This is a genomic window from Paraglaciecola arctica BSs20135 (genome assembly GCF_000314995.1).
Taxonomy (GTDB): Bacteria; Pseudomonadota; Gammaproteobacteria; order Enterobacterales; family Alteromonadaceae; genus Paraglaciecola; species Paraglaciecola arctica.
The window spans coordinates 1-19,238 of record NZ_BAEO01000031.1; the positions used below are offsets into that span (position 1 = coordinate 1).

At 36.6% G+C, this 19,238-nt stretch carries 18 protein-coding genes; 3 read left to right on the forward strand and 15 right to left on the reverse strand.

Annotated elements, in window-relative coordinates; genetic code table 11:
* Positions 1 to 712: 712 nt before the first annotated feature.
* The 14 genes from GARC_RS11705 to uxuA all read right to left on the reverse strand — a co-directional run bounded on the left by GARC_RS11705 (position 713) and on the right by uxuA (position 15,229).
* Positions 713 to 1,375, reverse strand: coding sequence for a hypothetical protein (locus GARC_RS11705; protein WP_007620195.1), 663 nt, complete (start codon positions 1,373 to 1,375; stop codon positions 713 to 715).
* A gap of 554 nt (positions 1,376 to 1,929) precedes the next feature.
* Positions 1,930 to 2,994, reverse strand: coding sequence for a DUF2169 family type VI secretion system accessory protein (locus GARC_RS11710; protein WP_007620196.1), 1,065 nt, complete (start codon positions 2,992 to 2,994; stop codon positions 1,930 to 1,932).
* Positions 2,995 to 3,030: 36 nt separating this feature from the next.
* Entirely contained in the window at positions 3,031 to 4,395 is a 1,365-nt protein-coding gene (locus GARC_RS11715) for a hypothetical protein (RefSeq protein ID WP_007620197.1), read from the reverse strand.
* A gap of 180 nt (positions 4,396 to 4,575) precedes the next feature.
* Complete coding sequence (locus GARC_RS11720; protein WP_007620198.1) at positions 4,576 to 5,340, reverse strand: Imm49 family immunity protein; 765 nt, start codon at positions 5,338 to 5,340, stop codon at positions 4,576 to 4,578.
* A 30-nt stretch (positions 5,341 to 5,370) separates the two neighbouring features.
* The gene (locus GARC_RS11725) at positions 5,371 to 5,949 is read right to left on the reverse strand and encodes an imm11 family protein (protein WP_007620199.1); all 579 of its coding nucleotides are present in this window, start codon (positions 5,947 to 5,949) and stop codon (positions 5,371 to 5,373) included.
* A 103-nt stretch (positions 5,950 to 6,052) separates the two neighbouring features.
* Positions 6,053 to 6,631, reverse strand: a complete 579-nt coding sequence (locus GARC_RS11730; protein WP_007620201.1) for an imm11 family protein — start codon at positions 6,629 to 6,631, stop codon at positions 6,053 to 6,055.
* A gap of 28 nt (positions 6,632 to 6,659) precedes the next feature.
* Positions 6,660 to 7,595, reverse strand: coding sequence for a hypothetical protein (locus GARC_RS11735; RefSeq protein WP_007620207.1), 936 nt, complete (start codon positions 7,593 to 7,595; stop codon positions 6,660 to 6,662).
* Positions 7,585 to 8,766, reverse strand: coding sequence for a hypothetical protein (locus GARC_RS11740; protein ID WP_007620208.1), 1,182 nt, complete (start codon positions 8,764 to 8,766; stop codon positions 7,585 to 7,587). Before GARC_RS11740 ends, GARC_RS11735 begins: the two co-directional genes overlap by 11 nt.
* A gap of 29 nt (positions 8,767 to 8,795) precedes the next feature.
* Positions 8,796 to 9,254 carry a DUF4150 domain-containing protein gene (locus GARC_RS11745; RefSeq protein WP_007620209.1) on the reverse strand — a complete coding sequence of 153 codons (459 nt, stop codon included), beginning with the start codon at positions 9,252 to 9,254 and terminating at the stop codon, positions 8,796 to 8,798.
* A gap of 63 nt (positions 9,255 to 9,317) precedes the next feature.
* Positions 9,318 to 9,785 carry a DUF6484 domain-containing protein gene (locus GARC_RS11750; RefSeq protein WP_007620210.1) on the reverse strand — a complete coding sequence of 156 codons (468 nt, stop codon included), beginning with the start codon at positions 9,783 to 9,785 and terminating at the stop codon, positions 9,318 to 9,320.
* A 1-nt stretch (position 9,786) separates the two neighbouring features.
* Positions 9,787 to 11,883, reverse strand: coding sequence for a type VI secretion system Vgr family protein (locus tag GARC_RS11755; protein ID WP_007620217.1), 2,097 nt, complete (start codon positions 11,881 to 11,883; stop codon positions 9,787 to 9,789).
* Between the two features lie 702 nt (positions 11,884 to 12,585).
* Entirely contained in the window at positions 12,586 to 12,828 is a 243-nt protein-coding gene (locus GARC_RS26930; protein ID WP_007620220.1) for a hypothetical protein, read from the reverse strand.
* A gap of 278 nt (positions 12,829 to 13,106) precedes the next feature.
* Entirely contained in the window at positions 13,107 to 13,874 is a 768-nt protein-coding gene (locus GARC_RS11765; RefSeq protein WP_007620222.1) for a FadR/GntR family transcriptional regulator, read from the reverse strand.
* A gap of 158 nt (positions 13,875 to 14,032) precedes the next feature.
* Positions 14,033 to 15,229, reverse strand: coding sequence for a mannonate dehydratase (gene uxuA, locus GARC_RS11770; protein WP_007620224.1), 1,197 nt, complete (start codon positions 15,227 to 15,229; stop codon positions 14,033 to 14,035).
* Positions 15,230 to 15,989: 760 nt separating this feature from the next.
* Between uxuA and GARC_RS11775 the strand changes: the two genes are divergently transcribed.
* The 3 genes from GARC_RS11775 (at position 15,990) to bfr (GARC_RS11785) (ending at position 18,644) form a co-directional block, all read left to right on the forward strand.
* A complete protein-coding gene (locus GARC_RS11775; protein WP_007620226.1) occupies positions 15,990 to 17,570 on the forward strand; it encodes a cation:proton antiporter family protein in 1,581 nt (526 codons plus the stop codon).
* Between the two features lie 131 nt (positions 17,571 to 17,701).
* On the forward strand, positions 17,702 to 18,175 hold the full coding sequence (bfr, locus tag GARC_RS11780) for a bacterioferritin (protein WP_007620229.1): 474 nt from the start codon (positions 17,702 to 17,704) through the stop codon (positions 18,173 to 18,175).
* A gap of 1 nt (position 18,176) precedes the next feature.
* Positions 18,177 to 18,644 (forward strand): bacterioferritin, encoded by a 468-nt coding sequence (gene bfr / locus GARC_RS11785; protein ID WP_007620231.1) that lies wholly within the window; start codon positions 18,177 to 18,179, stop codon positions 18,642 to 18,644.
* 55 nt (positions 18,645 to 18,699) lie between these two features.
* Here the strand turns inward: bfr (GARC_RS11785) and GARC_RS27305 are convergent, their stop codons facing one another.
* Entirely contained in the window at positions 18,700 to 18,963 is a 264-nt protein-coding gene (locus GARC_RS27305) for a hypothetical protein (RefSeq protein ID WP_226989132.1), read from the reverse strand.
* Positions 18,964 to 19,238 lie beyond the last annotated feature (275 nt).

Consider the following 19,238-nt stretch of genomic DNA (forward strand, 5'->3'; position numbering starts at 1 on the left):
TGCATTTTATATAGTTATGCTTTTGAAAAGATTATTCAATAACTTAATATTTTATAGGTTGGGGTAAAGTGTTTCGAAATTGAAGATTAATTTCGATAGATGCATCCATATTAAATACACGAGTTTAATTCAAGCTATTCTATACTACCTGAGAAGAGAAATATTTATATCTAATGCTTTAATAGTCAAATAATGTTCGGATATTTTAAGTTTTCCAGCATTATGACTGAATGATCCAAAGCTCTTTTTTAGAAATAGCTAAATACTAGACTGAAAAAAATCCATGAAATATTGGTATAGATTGGCGCAAGAAGCCGCGTACCAAAGCGAGAGTTAAAAACATCTTTTCAAACGCATCTCATAAAATCGAGCCAGCGCTATATTGGGAGAGTGACATACAATTAATAGTGTTGAGCTTGAGCAGACCATAGCAATCAATAGATAGCGTTTGCCAGTGTTAACTTGATCGATCCAAAACTAAACCTGGATTATCACAACACGCCAGATAACCGCTATAAACGACTACACCATAGAGTTCCTATAATGTATATTATGTTAAATTGAGTATCTTACGATTATTACAAGCTCTTTACCGTACTTACGAACGGATCATTAAATTAGATTTGAGATTAAACCTATAACTAATTCCCTAGACGCTCTTAAATTGAGAACGTTCAGGATTAATTATACTAATGTGATTAACAAGCATCTTCTATTTGTGCCTTGCCGATGCGATCAATTTTCCGTCTTCCATTAATTTTGATAACACCTGCTTTTCAACGTACTGATCTCTGGCCAACAACTTAGCGTCAGATTTTTTACTTATCGATGTTGTTGATGCTTCCCAGCCTTTTATAAATGAAGCTTCGATATTAGCTTTTATAATTTCCTTATCTCTGAGGGATATTCGCTGCATTAAACTATGTAAAGCTCCTTCCTCATTTCCATAGATGTTGTCTCTGATTTCATTAATAGCTTCATCTCTATGCTCTACATAAAGCTCGGACATTAAATAGTCTAAACATTCATCGACACTTTCTGAGTTAATAGACTTCATGGTGTCGGTAAGTCTTTGCCTAATAAATTCTGAAACTACGACTGTTTTTCTATTATTTTTCGATCTGTATTTATAGCTTCTATAGCGAGTTCTAAACACTTCAAGTTTGTCAGCGGCAATGTACAGTTTTAGTAGTTTGAAGGCTTCTTTAGCTGTCTGAACTTCTTTTACCTGGCTCCATAACAAGTGGATATGTGAAGTCAGTGCTTCAGCAGAGTCTTTTTTAATAAAACTCTCTGACTTTAACTCACTCAGAAAAACAAGAATGTTTTTCCGGTACATTTGCCATTCATAGTCAATTTTATGGTGCTTAAGCATAGTTCCCAACAACAATGATATACATAAGTACTCTTCCTATAATAATGTGATGTATCACTAAATTACCATGATACATCATGTAACTGCCCTACTCTTTTCTTTTTGCTATTGATGGTTCGGAATAAACCATAGCGTACAGAGCCACTATTATTGCGCTTATCCTTGTTGAATTTGCTTACCACAAGGATAGCAACACAGTATGTGATTGATGTATTTTCATGCATCTAACATATTGTTTTAATTACAATTAACCGTATAGACACGGTAGCCCCATGGAAAGATCAGATTAAATAGATTTTTTAAAATATATAATTAGCAATGCTCAAAGATTTGGCTTTAAAGTGAAGCATAACTGCGACTAAGCTTGTGTCGAAACCAAAACAATAAAAGCATGATGTATCATGAAAATGAGTTTAGTTTGCTGATCAGAGAATTTTTTATTTGGGTGTAATTATTAGCTAGCTGTCGCATCAGTTCTGAAACTTTGAAAAATCACTACCCATAAACCTTTGTTAAATTTTGGCGCGACTTAGTGTTTTATAAACGACTCAAATCTATATGTCTCTTGTTACTGCACTTAGCTTGTTTTGGCTATCTGTAGTGCTCACATCGATTTCAGATATATCATGGGCACCACGTTTTAATACATGGCTGCATCGATAATGAAGAAATAACAGCATGTCATCAGTATTAACTACAACTGTATCTAGAATAGTTTTTAGCTTAAGTACATTACCAGTTTTTAGTTTTACTGAGATGTTTGGTGCCGTAATGTCTGGTAAAGAAAACTTTAATTTTGACCACGGAGATGCATTGTAAACCTGTACCGGTTCATTACCTTGCAGATAGCCTTTAGCCATCAATTTTTTCGGTGACGCGTTAAAAAATAGCGGATTAAAATCAACGGGTAACTTTGGAGACCGATCATTGTCCCATTTTTTATCATATGTACCCGCTAACAAACGCCTAGGCAACCAATTTGGTGACGTAAAACCAAAACCAACAGGTGTTGGGCAATCTGTATAGTGTGTAATGAGATGGTTTGGATCTTCAATATTTGGTAAAGGTGCGTCTTCGATGCATGTGTTGCTATTTTTATGGTATCCCTTTCCTACAGGATTTTTTTGTTCAAATGGGTGACCGTGTTTTGATTCAACACTGGTATCAATTCCTCCAAATGCATTTTCATAAATTAATGGTACTTCTGTCACTATGTCAGGCTCGGACATGGTCATGCCTAAGGCATTTTTACGCCAAAATCTATCACCAAAGATCTTTGCGGTTTGTATATAGTCCCCTACCCTGAAACCACAATCGAATTGTGTCATATTTTGATTTGGTGCTCGTGCGTTTGCGATTAAAACAATATCAGTATTCATTTTAAAAGGAGTGCATTCAGGTTCGTATTTATAACTGCTGGTTTCTGGATCACCATATAGTTCACCAGCAAGCACTGCGGCGACTTGCTCTTTCATTGGTATAACAGGACCAAATCTGTCAGGTTGAATTCTAAAAGCGGCTTTAACCAGGCCTACAAATAGAGGACGCATTTCTTCATCTTGAAGAAATAGTGGCTCAAAATGAAAAGATGTAGTGTTCGTTACTTTGGGGTGACCCATAAATCATTCCTATTACTTAATAGCCTCAGCATGGATTTATTGCTGCATATTCCCAGAGAAATACCACTCTCCTTGAGAATACTTTCCGTCGACTTTTGTTGCCCATTGGTAAAGCGCTTGAATAGATTTTTGCTGTAATTGAATACAATCTTTGGTAGATAAAAATAGTTTTGTTTTGTAACGGATAACTAACTCTTGGTATGACAACTCACGAATAACATTACCCACAAAATCAGAATGTAAGGTTCTAACAAGAGAGACTGGGGATATTAACATTCCAAGTCTATAACGCTTACCACTAACATACTGTGAATAATTTTGATCCCACCAGTCTAGCCAAACTTTAAAAGAAGCAGATAGTTTCTCAACCTCTTCACCAAAAGCACGACCATCAGTTCTTTGAGGCATAATACCTTGATTGAAGGCTTCTACTTCATCTTCAAACAAGTCATCTTTGACCCAAATATCTTCTTGTAATACATTTTCTATCAACCGAGCCCCTGTAATAATGAACAGAGCATTGGCAGCAAATTCAGCTAAAGCGTCTTCTTTAAGTAGTTTTATTAATTCTGGTATAAACTCGGCTACTCCACCAACTGCCAAACAATGAATACTATTTTCATCCCAGCTTGCTGTTTCGTGCTTTGTTATTAATGCCGTGAAAAAAGCATTGCTAGCACCAGCAGCTATGCTCATCAAGGGCAACTCCTGATGTTTAACCTTAGGAATAGTCTGCTCAACTATGTGTTTTCGTCCTAAACGATACAATGAGAATACCGCGGCATCTTTTTGTTCTTCTGAACCATTAACCACAAAATGTGTTAATAGTTTATTGCTGTTTTTGTCAGGGAAATAACTACTGGCTTGAATATAAGAGATGGGATCTATATCGTCATGAGTGGAAGTAGCATCGAAAATCTGCTCAAACTCAATGTTACTAGGTATTTTATCTAACTTGATCAGTACGGGTAAAAATAATGACAGCAGCTTTTGTTGTTCATTAAACTTATTTTGCAAAAATGAATCATGCCAACTGTCTGGCATACGATGCAATAAAGCTAACTGGATAGCTTGTTGTACCTCATGGTCCTGCAAATCAAATTCGTTTATTTTACCTAAAAACTCGTCTCGTTGATCAAGCAAGCAATAAAGACTTATCAAAGTGTAGATTACACCTACATCCCCTTCCAAAGCCGTCTCTTGGGTAATTAATAATGCCCGTTCGCCACCAATAATTAATCCATCAAGATGTGCTTCTAATCTAAGTTCCTCTGAATAATAGGCAAACCATGCTAATTCGGGATCATTTAAAAACGCTAATCGTTGCTCATAAAGAAAAGATGCCTCTTCTACATGTTCCTCATAGAGTTCATTCACAAATTGGCGGTAGCTTGTAGCCATAATAATAAGTCTCTATTTAACTAATCAATATCCAATTAAAAGTAGCAACAATGGCGAATATAACGGAAATTCTCAGCCACGTTTTACGCGCTATTTTTTTTTCAGGTTTGTTTTTGGTCACAATAAACAAAATCATGAATATGGCGGAAACAACATACAATATTATAATGGCATTCATTGCTATTCTCCGGGGAATGGCGCGGTCATAACCACCAAACTATTTGCGGGACAATACTGATAGTGTGTGGTTATATTAATTCCGTGGATTTTGGCAAGGTTTATAAGCGCAACACCTTCAATAAATACCTTTCGTTGAGCAAGTACTTCTGGTGTATCCAACTGGCCACGTTTTTCATTTTTTTCTATTAACTCTTCCTGCTCGACAATAAGCTCTTCAAAAGCGTCTTCAAAATCGTTCACATCTTTTTTCATAATCGCATTAATAACATTCACTCTGACACTTTCACCACTCAAGTCTTCATACCGAGTAATGAGTGTCTGTATCTGTGTATCATTTAGGTGTTGTGCAACCAAATGATATAACAGTTGTGCGTAACAATAGTCTTCTTCGTACTCCATCTGCTTTTCAAATTGAGTGGGGGAAAGTTGAGCTATTTCTTTAGCCAAATTAAGATCCTGAGCTGCCGCAGCGCAAAGAAAGCCTTGTATACGCCCCGAACACTGATGATAAACTTGGGTTTTACCTGCCTCTTCAAGTTCTGATAAAAACCGCTTTCTTAATAAAGCAGCCCTTATTAAATTATGATAAAAACCATTACTATTTCCTTGCACCAAAAGTACTATGATGGCCAACGACTGAGTTTGATCAATTAGTTTATTAATCAAATCACCTTTTTCATGCTGCGGCATGTCAGGGTTATCGAGACCTTGCATAAAAAATGCAATCTCATAAGAAAGCGCTTCACCTATCTGTTCAAAATCCATGTTATTACCTGATTGTTAAATGCTTAAATATTAATAACTATATTCAGAGGTTTCTTCCCACTCGATCCCAGTAAAACCATTATCATCTATCTCTTTTGCCAGTGTTTTACTTACACAAGTGACATCATACAAACCTTTTACTCTAAAGATTTGAATATCAGCTGGAATACTTTCATCAAGCAAAATTAAATTTTCAACCGTATCATACATTTCCGCATTCAAATCATCGACTTCCAACTCGGTTTGAGTTTTATCGATGGCATCAATGACTTCTGTGGAATGTAATAGGAAATACTGTTCGATAACCCTGCTCTTATGATCCAACATGTCTACGGGTATAAACTCTAGATTAGGGATATCTTTGCTTTCTAGATATGTTTTAAGCTTGGGGGATATTGGAATGACACTTTGAGTATTACCAAAACTATCCAGCATTAGGAGATCATTAGGATAGTCAGGATCAGCACTAAACTGAAGATTATTGGGCATATCATCAACAAAAGAAACGCCTGTTCTCAAAGCAAGTTTTTTCTTAATATTTAATAGTTTTTTAGGCACATAAGCATTAGGCACATCCTTGAAATTCCAAATGGTAAATCTGTCATTCATTATACTTTTTCTTCTTGGTTCTTCATTAACCCTTCGCGCGAAATCGCCCTATGAGAAAATGGTTCTTAATCCATGCTAATCCCTAATGGTTATCGCTAATTAATTAGTAACGATATTCTGAGGTTTCTTGCCAGTAAATCCCTGTAAAACCCTTATCATCAATCTCATTGGCAAGTGATTTGTTAATACAGGTTGCATTGTATAACCCCTTCACTCGAAAGATTTGAATATCGGCTGGAATATTTTCATCAAGCAAGACTAAGTTTTTAACTGAATTATACATTTCCTCATTTAGCTTATTCACTTTCAATTTAGTTTGAGTTTTATCGATGGCATCAATGACTTCTGTAGAATGCAATAGGAAATACTGAGCGATTACCCTATCTTTATGATCCAACATATCTACGGGTATAAATTCAAGGTTCGGGATCTCTTTCTCTTCCAGAAACGCTTTTAGCTTGGGTGATATTGGGATAACACCCTGAGTATTACCAAAACTATCTAGCATAAGCAGATCATTAGGGTAATCAGGATCGGCACTAAACTGAAGGTTATTGGGCATATCATCAGCAAAAGAACGGCCCATCAAAAAAGGAAGTTTCTTCTCTACGTTCAATAATTTTTTGGGGACATAGGCGTTAGGTACATCATCAAAGTTCCAGATAGTAAACCTGTCATTCATTATACTTTTTCTCCTCGGTTATTATTTATCATTTTGATTCCATCAACATTGCACGGGCAAGTCCTATAATTTTTTCTGCCATAGAGTCACTGACTTTACCCAATGGGAATGTCATCTCCGTTGGGCGTTCTGCCATAGAGAAGTTCTTATACCAATGATTGCTATTTGTATCTTTTTCTACCCCTTTCATTCCCCCTTTCCATGCTTCATGGGTACCCTTATATACTCTATCATTAGCTCGCTCTAGTAGGATTTCCTTCATATTTTCAGATAGGTCATCCAACGCATCTTTTATACTATTGATTTTGTCGGTTTGATGCATTTCTTGAGCCTCTTCGATATCTGCAACAATAGCTTCAAGACGCTGAATTATTTCCTGATTGTAACCTGATAATGCGTTTCTTCCTGTATGACTGTAGTTATGTTGCGGGATATCCTTAAAAGGCGGAGCTGTATCTTTTCTATCAGACAGCATATTCGACAATTTTTTACTAGTTTCTTCCGAAAGTTCAGATAATGCTTTATTTCCTAATGATTCTTTATTTTTAGACTTTATTTCATCTAAAACTTCACTTGAAATACCGACAAAGTTATCGGTATACCACATGATGGTGTGCCCCCACATGGGCATGGCGATCATATTATCCTTGGTGTTAATGCACCATTTAGTTCCAGAAATCACACTTGGACTTGAGTTGGCTTTTTCATCCCATCCAATAATAACCTCAGTTACACATGCAACTGGCAATACATGATGAGCTTCAAACGAGCGTTGATTTTTGCGCAAACTGTCAATTAACTTGGTCGAAGAATTCTTTCTTGCAAATTTTTGCGGGTATTTGTCCCAACCAGACGCCTCTCCTTCGCACATTTCTTTATAATTATTCCCACAGCCGCACGCTTTCGCTGCTGCCACTGTGCAAAATTCATTAGTGGTGCTTCCTCGCCTGTGTTTATTGGACATTATTTTGCCTCTCATTTGCTAAGCTAACCGTAATCCCACTTCTCAAAACGCCATCTGCAGATGCCATTGCATAAGCGTGGGAGCTTGGCGCGTACCCTCTGTTAAATGCTTCACATATTAAGACAATGGCAATGGCACCATAGGCTGCATCTGTGTAACCAAATGAGGTAACTGGAAACCAAGTATCGCTAACTACAGTATGTGGTTTAGCTTTTGTCAAAAAATGTAAAGCGCCACCCCATTCAGCAGCTCTGGGCTCTTCACCGTTGTGATCCGACATGACCCATGCTTGAAAGATATTGTCTTTATCTGTTACGGGTAATAAGCGATTTAATATATTAGCTAACACTTTACCATCAGGTATTTGTGCTTTTAGTTGGCTTGTTGAATTTTTATCAATGATACATTGCTGGATGTTAGCTTGGGGTTTTAAACCAAGTTGGGCTGCAGCCTTAGGCGTGCATACAGTAAACGCAGCCCCTGCTTCTCCGGGTTGTACACCAACAGGGTTGTCACTACTCTTTAATCGACTACAACCATGTAGCCATTCAAGTTCTTTGATAGACACTAACGAATCTACTGCCACAATAATAGATAAAGAAGCTTGCTCTCTAACATCATTATCAGCCGCCTGGTTATTGCAATTAACTGCGTTAATACATTCTGATACACCTGAGCTTCCAGAAAAAAATATTTTTTTAATTTTTGGTACCACTGGCCAAGGTAAATCTTTAAAGCTCTTATTTATTGTGGAGTGATATAAAGTTTCATCTGGCTCTTCATTATCAAGCAAAGCTTCTAACTCAAACTCTTGTGCACTGGGTTCATCGGTTTGTAATGCAATACCTTGATTGGTTCTGTGAGGATGAGGTAATGAAAAATAGACATCTAAAGGGATGTTAATATTGTCCCGGTTTAGTTGTTCACAGATATCGGCCAGTGTTTTGGTTAATATAATGCCTAACCTCGCCTGATCTTGAAATCCTGAGGTAATAAATGGCAACGGATGAATAATGGCTTTTTCTATTTCATCCATCGCAGGCATACCTAATGGATAGTTGTCAGCCTCTTGGCTTCTTACCAGCCCTGCCCTAGCACCAGCAGCACTAGAGCGACAATCTAATCCCAGCGAGGTGTTTAACGCTGTGTGTAAGATAGCTAATACCTTCATAGTCTTAACTCAAAACCCTATTCATTATTTTATAATGGCTTGTTACAGATATCACATTCTTCTTTGATGATGGCAACACCAATAATAGGGCCCTGTAATACTGGAAATGGTGGTGTGTTTTTATCATTGTGCAACATTAAATCAAATGCTCTGGCAACGTTTTTACCTTCAAACTTCACATCAAATGAGAAATTAACGAACTCTGCTTTACCTTTGGTTTTACTCGATATAATGCCACCGCCAGCAGTCCCGGCTTCATCACCAGTACTGGTTTTGAAGTTCGAGTCTTTCACACAAACGGGATTGCCATCACATTTTACTTTTTTAGTCCCTTTGGCAGTATCAGAAGACATAGCTATGTTTGGATAAGGTATAGGGATAGGGCCTGCCGGTGTAGGCGTTTTACACACATCAGGAAAAGCAATAGTGATCCCATTACTTGCTTTATGCACTACAGACATAAAGTTAACACCTACACTAACGCTCATTAGATACTCCTAGTAATAAACATTTAATTGTCTTCTTTTAATCTAACGTTGTTATTTCAAACATTAGTTAACTTGTACGTTTGCGCCTTTTATTTTATTTGCGCCCGAAGATCGAGTGGTAATGTTTGTCCCTTTAATGGTCACCTTGCCATTTCGGGACAATGATAGAGAACTTTTTCCACATTTAAGTACCACTTCATTTTGTGCTTGTAGAATGATCTTTTTCCCATCGACATGAAGAGAAGAAGTTAACACATCCCCTAATAGCCCTGACGATGACTGATGCTCAGGATCCAAAGTATCAGAAATAAACCCCATAATAATAGGTATGTCGCCTCCCATAAATAGGATGACGTTATTGCCTGATAGTAATAACGGATCATCCTTGATAGTAACTATAGCTTGAGCAACAACAGGTTTAATATGGCATGGGGAAGTAATCAAAGGCCTTTGTTGTTCATCCAACCCAATAAATTGACCAATAATAAGGTCACTAGTAGCTTCAAGCGGCAACGAATGTATTGCAGACAAATTAATTCTCCTTAATCTTGCTACCTTTAATGATAACGTCACCGCTTCCTTTCACGGTTATTTTTTTACCTTTAAGGGTAATATCACCATTCTTTTTCATGGTGATCATTGCTTTTCCAGTTTTAAAGGTGATTTCATCATCTGCTATAAATTGAATTTTCTTGGCATTGACGCTTAATTCCTTTTCGATGTTAATAGCACTTTTTCCTGCGATAGCTTCCTTGTTGTCTTTTCCTACTGACAGCGACCGGTTGTTACCTATAGTATCGCTATGATCGTCGGAAACGGTAAGTGTACGATTTTTACCTACACTCTCAGATTTATTTCCGCCAATTGACTCTGACTTATTCCCGCCTACTGATTCTGTTTTTTGCGCACCAATTGATTCAGCATATAAGCCGCCTACCGTTAATTCCATAGCCACACCAACGGATTCTGCAACGTTAACCATAACTGTCTCAGTTAAACTTCCGCCCACTGTAACCTGCATATTGGCGCCAATAGTTTCAGAATGGCTAGCGCCCACTTGTGTGGTTTTATTATTACCTATTGTTTCGCTAAGGCAATTCTCAACCATACTGTTGTAGTCTTTTTCAGCATGCATATAGAGTTCTTCTTTGCCTTTTTCATCTTCAAAGCGTAACTCATTAAAATTGCTGGTGTTGCCACCTTTAGTACTTCTGGTTTTTATGCCACTTTGGGTAGCATTTGCAGGTAGATCGTAAGGAGGCATAGACGTACCGTTATATACACTACCTATTATAATGGGCCTGTCTGGATCCCCACCTAAAAAATCAATTAACACTTCTTGCCCAATACGGGGAATTTGGATCTGTCCCCAGTTTTTGCCAGCCCAAGTTTGGGCAACGCGTATCCAGCAAGAACTGTTTTCATCGGCTTGTCCATATCTGTCCCAATGAAAATGTACTTTGACCCGACCATATTTATCGGTCCAAATTTCTTCGCCAGCTTTACCCACCACCATGGCTGTTTGTGGCCCAACCATCTTGGGTTTTGTTGCAGTGATCTGGGTTCTGTAAACAACAGTTGAAGGAATAGCAGTAAACTCACTGGTAAATACTTCAGAATCGACTTGATTTGAATTTGATAAAAATTCGTCAGATTGCAAATTACAACGGTAATGGGTGATAAGATATTGGCTATTTTGATCATCTCTATAATGATCTTTTAAACTAAAGTGACTGCCCGAAAATAAGGTTCTTACATTACTGTTTGCAATTTTAGTTTCGTAAGCGACATTCTCTTTTTCCATTAATAAACGGGTATATTCGGATCCCATACCACGCTCTTTATATTTTCCAGGATAAGTAAATTTTTCTAATGAAGACAATGAGGCGGTTTTAGGATCAGTGGATACAAATTCCAAATTCTTTGATGGTGTTTCAAAATCAAAATCTGACAGACGAATACCACCAGTTTTTATTTTCCTGTAGTTTTCCCACTTACTTATACCCTCAATATTAAACTGATTGCTGGTATCTTCCGCATGGTAAAATGGAATATTTCCTTGATCTGACAAAATAGAACTGTCATCAGCCATTATGAAGGTATGTTTGCCGTCTGTATGTTCGAAATAATAATAAATGCCCTCTTGCTCCATTAACCTGGTAACAAAATTAAAGTCACTTTCATTAAACTGAACAACATATTCTTGAGGTTGATAAGTGCCTGTTAGTTTGATTTCATAATCTGAAAATCCTAATGAATCAAACACTTCTTGAATGATATCTGGGTAGCTTTTATCTTGGAATATTCGGCAGTTCTCGCTTAACTTCAGTAGCCAAAACCAAGGTCTGATCATGGCACCATAACGACTATATCTGTCAGTGTTAGGCAACTGGTGAAATTCAGTAACAAAACCGTTAAAGTAACGAACATCGTCTGCTGTTCCTAAACGAACAGTGACATTTTTACCCATTAAATCGTCTAACGAAATATTATGATTTTCACTTATCAATTCGACGTCAATCGTAAATGGTCGAGCTAGATCTTCTATAATTTCTGCTTTATAAAGCGCTAATTCGTCTTCGCTTAATGGAGTAGAGATAGCAATTAAACGATTTTCTTGTACAAGCATTTCAAACTTCCTTTCGTCTAGTCCTATTTACATTTAAAAATGTGAAGAAAAACAATTAATAATTACTTTGATTATACTAGTTTTACTAGATTAGTTTTTTCACAATATAGATTAAAGCATGATGTGGTCAATATTTTTACATATTTCTATGAAGCAATTCTTACAATTCAGCCATGTTCTGTAACCCTTCTATGAGGTATTTGCTGATTTTGCCAATGTGCCTAGTATTGTTTTAGACTTCCAAAGAAGCTTTCTACCTCGGTATTAACACAGCAACCACCTTTCCATTCATACTGTGTTTATGCTTTGACGATATCAATTTTTTATACTCTTGACTCCCATTCAATAGGTATATCTATCCATTGAGAGTACTAAATCGAATAACTAAAGTAGCATCTCAGCACTAAATCTAGCCATAACAAGTAATGTAGTTACAACTTTAAATTTGGTAATAAAATTATACCAACAATAGCATGGAGTTTGAGAAGAATTCTGTTTCATTTTTTAATTTGAACGCACATTAAGGGATAGTCATAGATTTACATCTAAATAGAGATTTAACCAATACCCTAATTAGATTTTTACCGATATCTTATTGATATTCAGACAACACTACTCCAGAGCTGGGATAGAAGTGACAGGCTCTTGGATCGTGGTTTAGCGAAGCTGGAAATTGATTCCCCAGTTCAGTTGTTAGTTAATTTATATCCTTTTCAAAAACGTCTGCAATTCGAAAATTGTAAAATTAGTTATATCACCTTTTACCAACTTCCTAGCTTGTGATGGTGTTACGCCCAGCGTTTGAACTACATTTTTAATAGGTGCAGCCTTAAGGTCTAACTTTTCGTGAATTATAGTCATCAGGTCTGAACATTGCTTATCAATTATTTCTTGTTCTGGAGAATCTGAAACAGCTTTCAATATGTTGTTGTGTTCTGGGGGCATTTTGTAAAACTTTTATAGTAAGGCGCTTAACGTGCATTTGATTTTACATCATTTTAAGCCTGCGGCAAAATTAGGCTTCTCATAAACGAAATTTTTTTTAGCTAATAACAAAAACCATCCATTCAAAACCTATGATTTTGACTTGATATATGGGGTTTTAAGCGTTCATAGCTAATATGACTATTGTCAGTAGTTTTAAATCAAAAGGTAAAACTTATAAGGGGTTATCTTCTATATTATTGATAATAAGCTGTTGAGTTTGAGGCAACTCAAAGACACTAATAAAGATTACGGGTCATACTATATCTTTCTCGGCATTTTGTTACTTGATTACGAGCTGCCTCAACAGCCTCAACTTCAGTCGCTTCCAAAATACCATCTATTACTCGCATTAAATGACCTCGCATCAATTCGCGAGCTGCCTGAGCATTATGTGCTTTTAAAGCTTCATAAACTTCACGGTGCTCTTCAACAGATGGTTTAACGCCACAATCGCGCACTTTTTGATACATACGCCTAGTGAGGACTGATCTTTCTCTCTCATCCCAAAGTCCTTCAATAACCGAAGTAATAGCACTATTATTTGTTGCTCTGGCTATAATCATATGGAATTTTTTATCAGCCGCTTCATGAGTCTCTATATCATTATTATTTTCACAAGCCATCTCATTTAAAGTTTCAGCAAGTTGCGCTAATTCGTCATCAGTTATCATAGATGCCGCTAGAGCAGCAGCTTCACCTTCAAATAATGCTCTTGCTTCAGTTAACTCAAATGGACCGACATCTTTATCAGAAAAACGACTTTTCCTTTTGCGACTTTCAATCACATAAACGCCTGAGCCCATACGTACTTCAACAAAACTTTCTAGTTCAAGAGCAATGACAGCTTCACGGATCGTTGGGCGACTGACACTAAACATCGAAGCTAAGTCTCGTTCTGCAGGTAAACGCATACCCACCGTATATTTTCCCGATTCGATTAAAGCGACTAATTTTTCAGCCACTTGTTGGTAAAGACGTGGCGTTTTTACAGTTGGTGATCCCATAATATTTTATTCACTAGAAGTTAATGTAATTAACGAACCACACCAAATATTTGGTAGCTACTAATACATATCATATTGGTTACTTTTATAAAAAAACAATAGCTTCCCCAATTATCAATATAAATGCTATGGAAATGGTAGAAACATATATCGTAAATTTAAGCTACGCTCTTAAGTGCTTTAATAACACCTCTAATTTCGGCTAAACCTTTCAAACGACCGATACAAGAATACCCTGGATTTCCCTGTTTATTGATATCGTCTAAAATTTGATGACCATGATCCGGCCTGATAAATATTTCATGACTAGTTTCGCCAACATCACGGGATTTCTCCTCAGCCAATAAGGCAGAAATCACCCCGACCATATCAACATCGCTTGATAGATGTTCAGCCTCATAAAATGAACGCTGTTCATTTTTATCGCGACATACGCCACGTAAATGAGCAAAATGAATGCGCGAACCATATACTTTAGCCATTAGCGGCAAATTATTATCCGGGCGGCTGCCGTAGGTCCCTGCACATAAAGTAATACCGTTAGCTGGGCTTGGCAGTGCTGAAAATAGAATATCTAAATCTTCTGACGTACAAATAATCCGTGGTAAACCTAACATGTCCCTTGGTGGATCATCGGGGTGAATAGCTAATTTAACACCTAATTGTTCCGCTTTAGGTAACACTTGCGCCAAAAATGAGAATAGATTCTTTCTAAGAATATCTTTGGTTATGTCTTTATAATTTTCCAGCATATTACGAAAATTATCGATAGTGTAACCATCCGTCATTTTCCCAGGTAAACCTGCGATAATATTTTTCGTTAATAGCGCTTTTTCGTCTTCAGACATTGCTAACAAAGTTAGTTTTGCTTGCCTTAATTCATCATCTGAATAATCGGCTTCAGCATTTTCTCTCTTTAAAATATACAGATCAAAAGCCGCAAATTTTTGTTGGTCAAATCTTAGTGCATAACCTCCATTGGGTAATTGAAATTTTAAATCCGTTCGAGTCCAATCAATTACTGGCATAAAATTATAACAAATTGTTTTAATGCCACATTTTGCTAAGTTTTCCATTGATGTGATCCAAGCATCTACATAGCGTTGATTATTTTCACGCCCTAACTTAATATCTTCATGCACAGCAATACTTTCAACAACGGACCAAACTAAAGAGCATTGAGGTGTATTGTCCTTTTCAATTAACTCTTTGTGAGCTTGAATTTGCTCTACAGGCCACACTTCACCAGTTGGTATAGTGTGTAAAGCACTAACGATATCTGTGGCTCCAGTTTGTCTAATGTCTGCTATTGATACCGGGTCATTAGGACCAAACCATCTCCAAGCTTCACGCATTATAAAATCTCCATTGTTTGATTATTATTGTCTTTGCCGTTGTTCAACGTATTTGATGTTACGGCCATAATTTGTATGTTCTGTTAGCTAACCCAAGAGCTGATTAAACGGCCAGTTTTCTGCTTAATCATGACCTAGTAAGCTTATGGATTGTTTTACCTTGAGCTTCAATTACATCATCGTTCTAAAGGCTCGCAATCGACGAAACTCCATAGTCAGATTCGTTCGGCCTTATTTAACCTATTTTCAAATATCAAGTTAAAATAAATATAACAGATACACTATTGGTAAGTCCAAAATTAATATCACTTATTTTATAACGATCTTATATAAATAGGGCATCTCATAGACAAAGCGCCAAAAATCAGTTGGTTAGTTTTCAGCTATTGGGGAAGTTGTTGTTATTTTCTAATCAAAATGAAAAAAAACTGGTAAGGCCGATTACCCGCCATTTATATGGGTCGGAATAGTAAACTTTTGATAATGTATCAGACTAAGATTGCGATATTCAAGAATGTAGAATTGAAGATTTTATGCTTAGTATTGGTAGCGTTTAGGAGGTTATTCTTAATATTTCTCCTAATGTCTCTTAGGTGTTGCAAGTGATAATAATGTGTTCAACCCAATTCGAGCTTCACTTAAGCTATTTTGAAAAACTTTTATTAGTTCGAATCATCACAATTTAACAGCGCTCCTAGCTTTCCTAAATAAATTCGTTACCATATTAAGCATATCGTCCTAATTTTGTCATAGCTTTCATATGGAATTCGCATTTATTCTCCTAGCATTCATCTGTGGTTTAGGCCTTAAGTTAGTTGGGTTACCTCCTTTAATTGGTTACTTGATTGCTGGCTTTACACTGAATTACCTTGGTTTTCAGTCATCAGACTCTTTACAGACTATTGCCAATTTAGGCATTACCTTAATGTTGTTTACCATTGGCTTAAAACTCAACGTACGTGATTTATATAAAAAAGAAGTTTGGCTGGGCAGTATTTGCCACACTGTTATATGGGTAACCTTAGTCAATATATTGTTATTTGCTTTCTCTTGGCTCGGTTTAGCTACTTTTGCAGACTTAGACTGGTCCACCCAAGCCCTACTGGCTTTTTCATTAAGTTTCAGCAGCACAGTGTGTATTGTAAAAATTCTTGAAGAAAGTGGCGAAATCAAAACCCGCCATGGCAAATTAGCCATTGGCATATTGATTATGCAGGACATAGTAGCAGTGCTGTTTCTGGTCATAGCTACCGGCAAAGTACCCTCGGTGTGGGCCTTACTTTTGTTATTATTATTTTTCGCGAAACCTTTGTGGAGTATGGTATTAGAACGTGTGGGACATGGCGAATTACTAATATTGTCGGGTTTTTTGTTCGCATTGGGAGGGTATGAACTATTTAAGGCGGTAGGAATTAAAGGCGATCTAGGGGCATTGATTGTTGGAATGTTTATAGCTACCCATGTTAAGTCATCTGAAATGTCAAAAGCGCTAATGGATTTTAAAGATATTTTTCTGGTTGGTTTCTTCCTTACCATTGGTTTTAGTGCGCTCCCTACCCTAGATTTAATAATGACAGCCGTATTACTCTGTCTGTTAATCCCCATCAAATTTATTTTGTTCTTTTCGTTATTTACTTTATTAAAATTAAGGGCGCGCACCAGTTATTTAGCGAGTTTAGTATTATCTAACTACAGTGAGTTTGGTCTTATTGTTGTGGCATTGGTTGTTAGCCTAGGTTGGCTTAGTGCAGACTGGTTAGTCGTTTTAGCTTTGGCAGTGTCATTCTCATTTGTGTTAACAGGCTTAGCTTACAAAACCTCGCATAACCAATACACTCACTTTAAAGATAGACTTAAGTCTTTCGAAAGTAAGCATCGATTACTTGAGGATGTCTACGTACAACCTACAGGTGCTGAAATTATCGTAATTGGACTTGGAAGAGTTGGAAAAGGCGCTTATTCATCTTTAAACACTATTGTAGGTAACAAAGTCTGGGGTATGGATGCTGATCGTACTCGTGTACGACTACTTAATAAAATGGGTTATCAGGCCATGGTCGGAGATGGCGACGATGTTGATTTATGGGAAAATATGGACCTAACCCAAATACAATTAATCTTATTAGCATTACCTTCAATTGAAGATATCAGCAATATTACTGAACAACTCCAACATGCAAATTATACAGGAAAAATAGCTTCGATAGCCCGTTACGAAGATGAAATACAACCACTGATTGATGCTGGATCAGATAAAGTATTTAACTTCTTTACCGAAGCAGGAACAGGTTTTGCTGAAGAAAGTCTGCAACTTTTACCGCAACATTCAAAGCCTCAATAGAGATCAAAACAAGAATCGTTATCATTATGTATCACATTGTTTTATAAGATGTTTTTTAATTAATTGGTGGTTATTCACTGCACTTAAGTCTATACTTTTACGCATTAGTTATTATCCACGGATTAGATACAATGAAAGGCGACAAACAAGTATTAGGCGTATTAAATGAAATACTGACCTTCGAACTCACTTCAATCAATCAGTATTTTTTACATGCACGTATGTTTAAAAACTGGGGATTAGAAAAACTCAATAACACTTCCTATAAAAAATCTATCAAAGATATGAAACAAGCCGATCAGTTAATTGAACGTATTTTGTTTCTAGAAGGTTTACCTAACTTACAAATGTTGGGAAAATTGATGATTGGTGAAGAAACCAGTGAAATGCTGAACTGCGATATGGCCTTTCAGAATTCACAAATACCTTTATTAAAAAAAGCCATCAGTCTGTGTGAAGAGTTACAAGATTTTGTATCTCGTGATTTGTTTGAATCCATTTTAAGTTACGAAGAAGACCATATTGATTGGATTGAAACCCAACTATATCAGATCAAACATTTAGGGTTAGAAAACTATTTACAAAGCCAAGTCGAAGGGGATTAACATGCAAGGTAAAAAAGTCATAATTGATCAACTCAATGCCCTACTCGCTTATGAGTTAGCTGCTATGGATCAATACTTTATTCATTCTCAAATGTATCAAGACTGGGGTTTAAATAAGTTATATGTGCGTATTTCCCATGAATTTGATGATGAAAAAGGCCACGCCACAAAATTAATCGAGCGTATGCTATTTTTAGAAGGCACTCCTAACATGGTCGACCGCGACGGTTTAATGATAGGTACAGACGTACCATCAATGTTAGAAAGTGATTTGCGCGTGGAATATGCAGTTGCACAAGCTTTGAAAGATACCATTAGTCTCTGTGAAACTGAGCAAGATTATGTCACCAGAGACATGTTATTGGTGTTATTAGATGACACTGAGATGGATCATGCTTATTGGCTTGAGCAGCAAATAGGTTTAATTAAACGTCTAGGCTTGTCTAATTACTTGCAATCTCAGATGTAAAAATAGTTTTATAGACTATTGTTTACTTTCAAAAGCTGGATAAGCCTGTTCTTATTCAGCTTTTTTTGTTTCTATCAGTTGAAAAATTAAAAAACCAAGACAGCTCTGCTTGTTTACCATCTGTGGTCTGAATAATCAGTTGCCATCTCATTTGGGGTTCGCTACAAGAGCCTAAAAACAAAAACGCATTATAAATCTTTTTGTCGTTTTCTACGTAAACAGAGTCAGTCAGAACGGCACTTTTACCCATATACATGTTGATACCTTGCACCCACATTTGGGTGATTTCTGTATCCTTTGGAACAGTTATAGTAAGCAAGAGCTCTTCTTCTACTTCAATCTCTTGATTAAATTGAACTGAAATTTGTTGGTTATTATCAAAAACAACACATTCTTGCGTTAGATCAATGTTGCACTGTTTTGTCGTTTTTATAGCTGGGGAATCTGTATAATTTAAATATATGCCTACAGCTGCTGAAAAAAACCAGCAAAGGAAGCAATATTCTTGTAAAAAAAGTAGGATTCAAAATGGCACAGCGGTTAAACTAAACTAGTGTTAAGTGTGATGAAAAAAAAGATATCTGACAAGTGTGT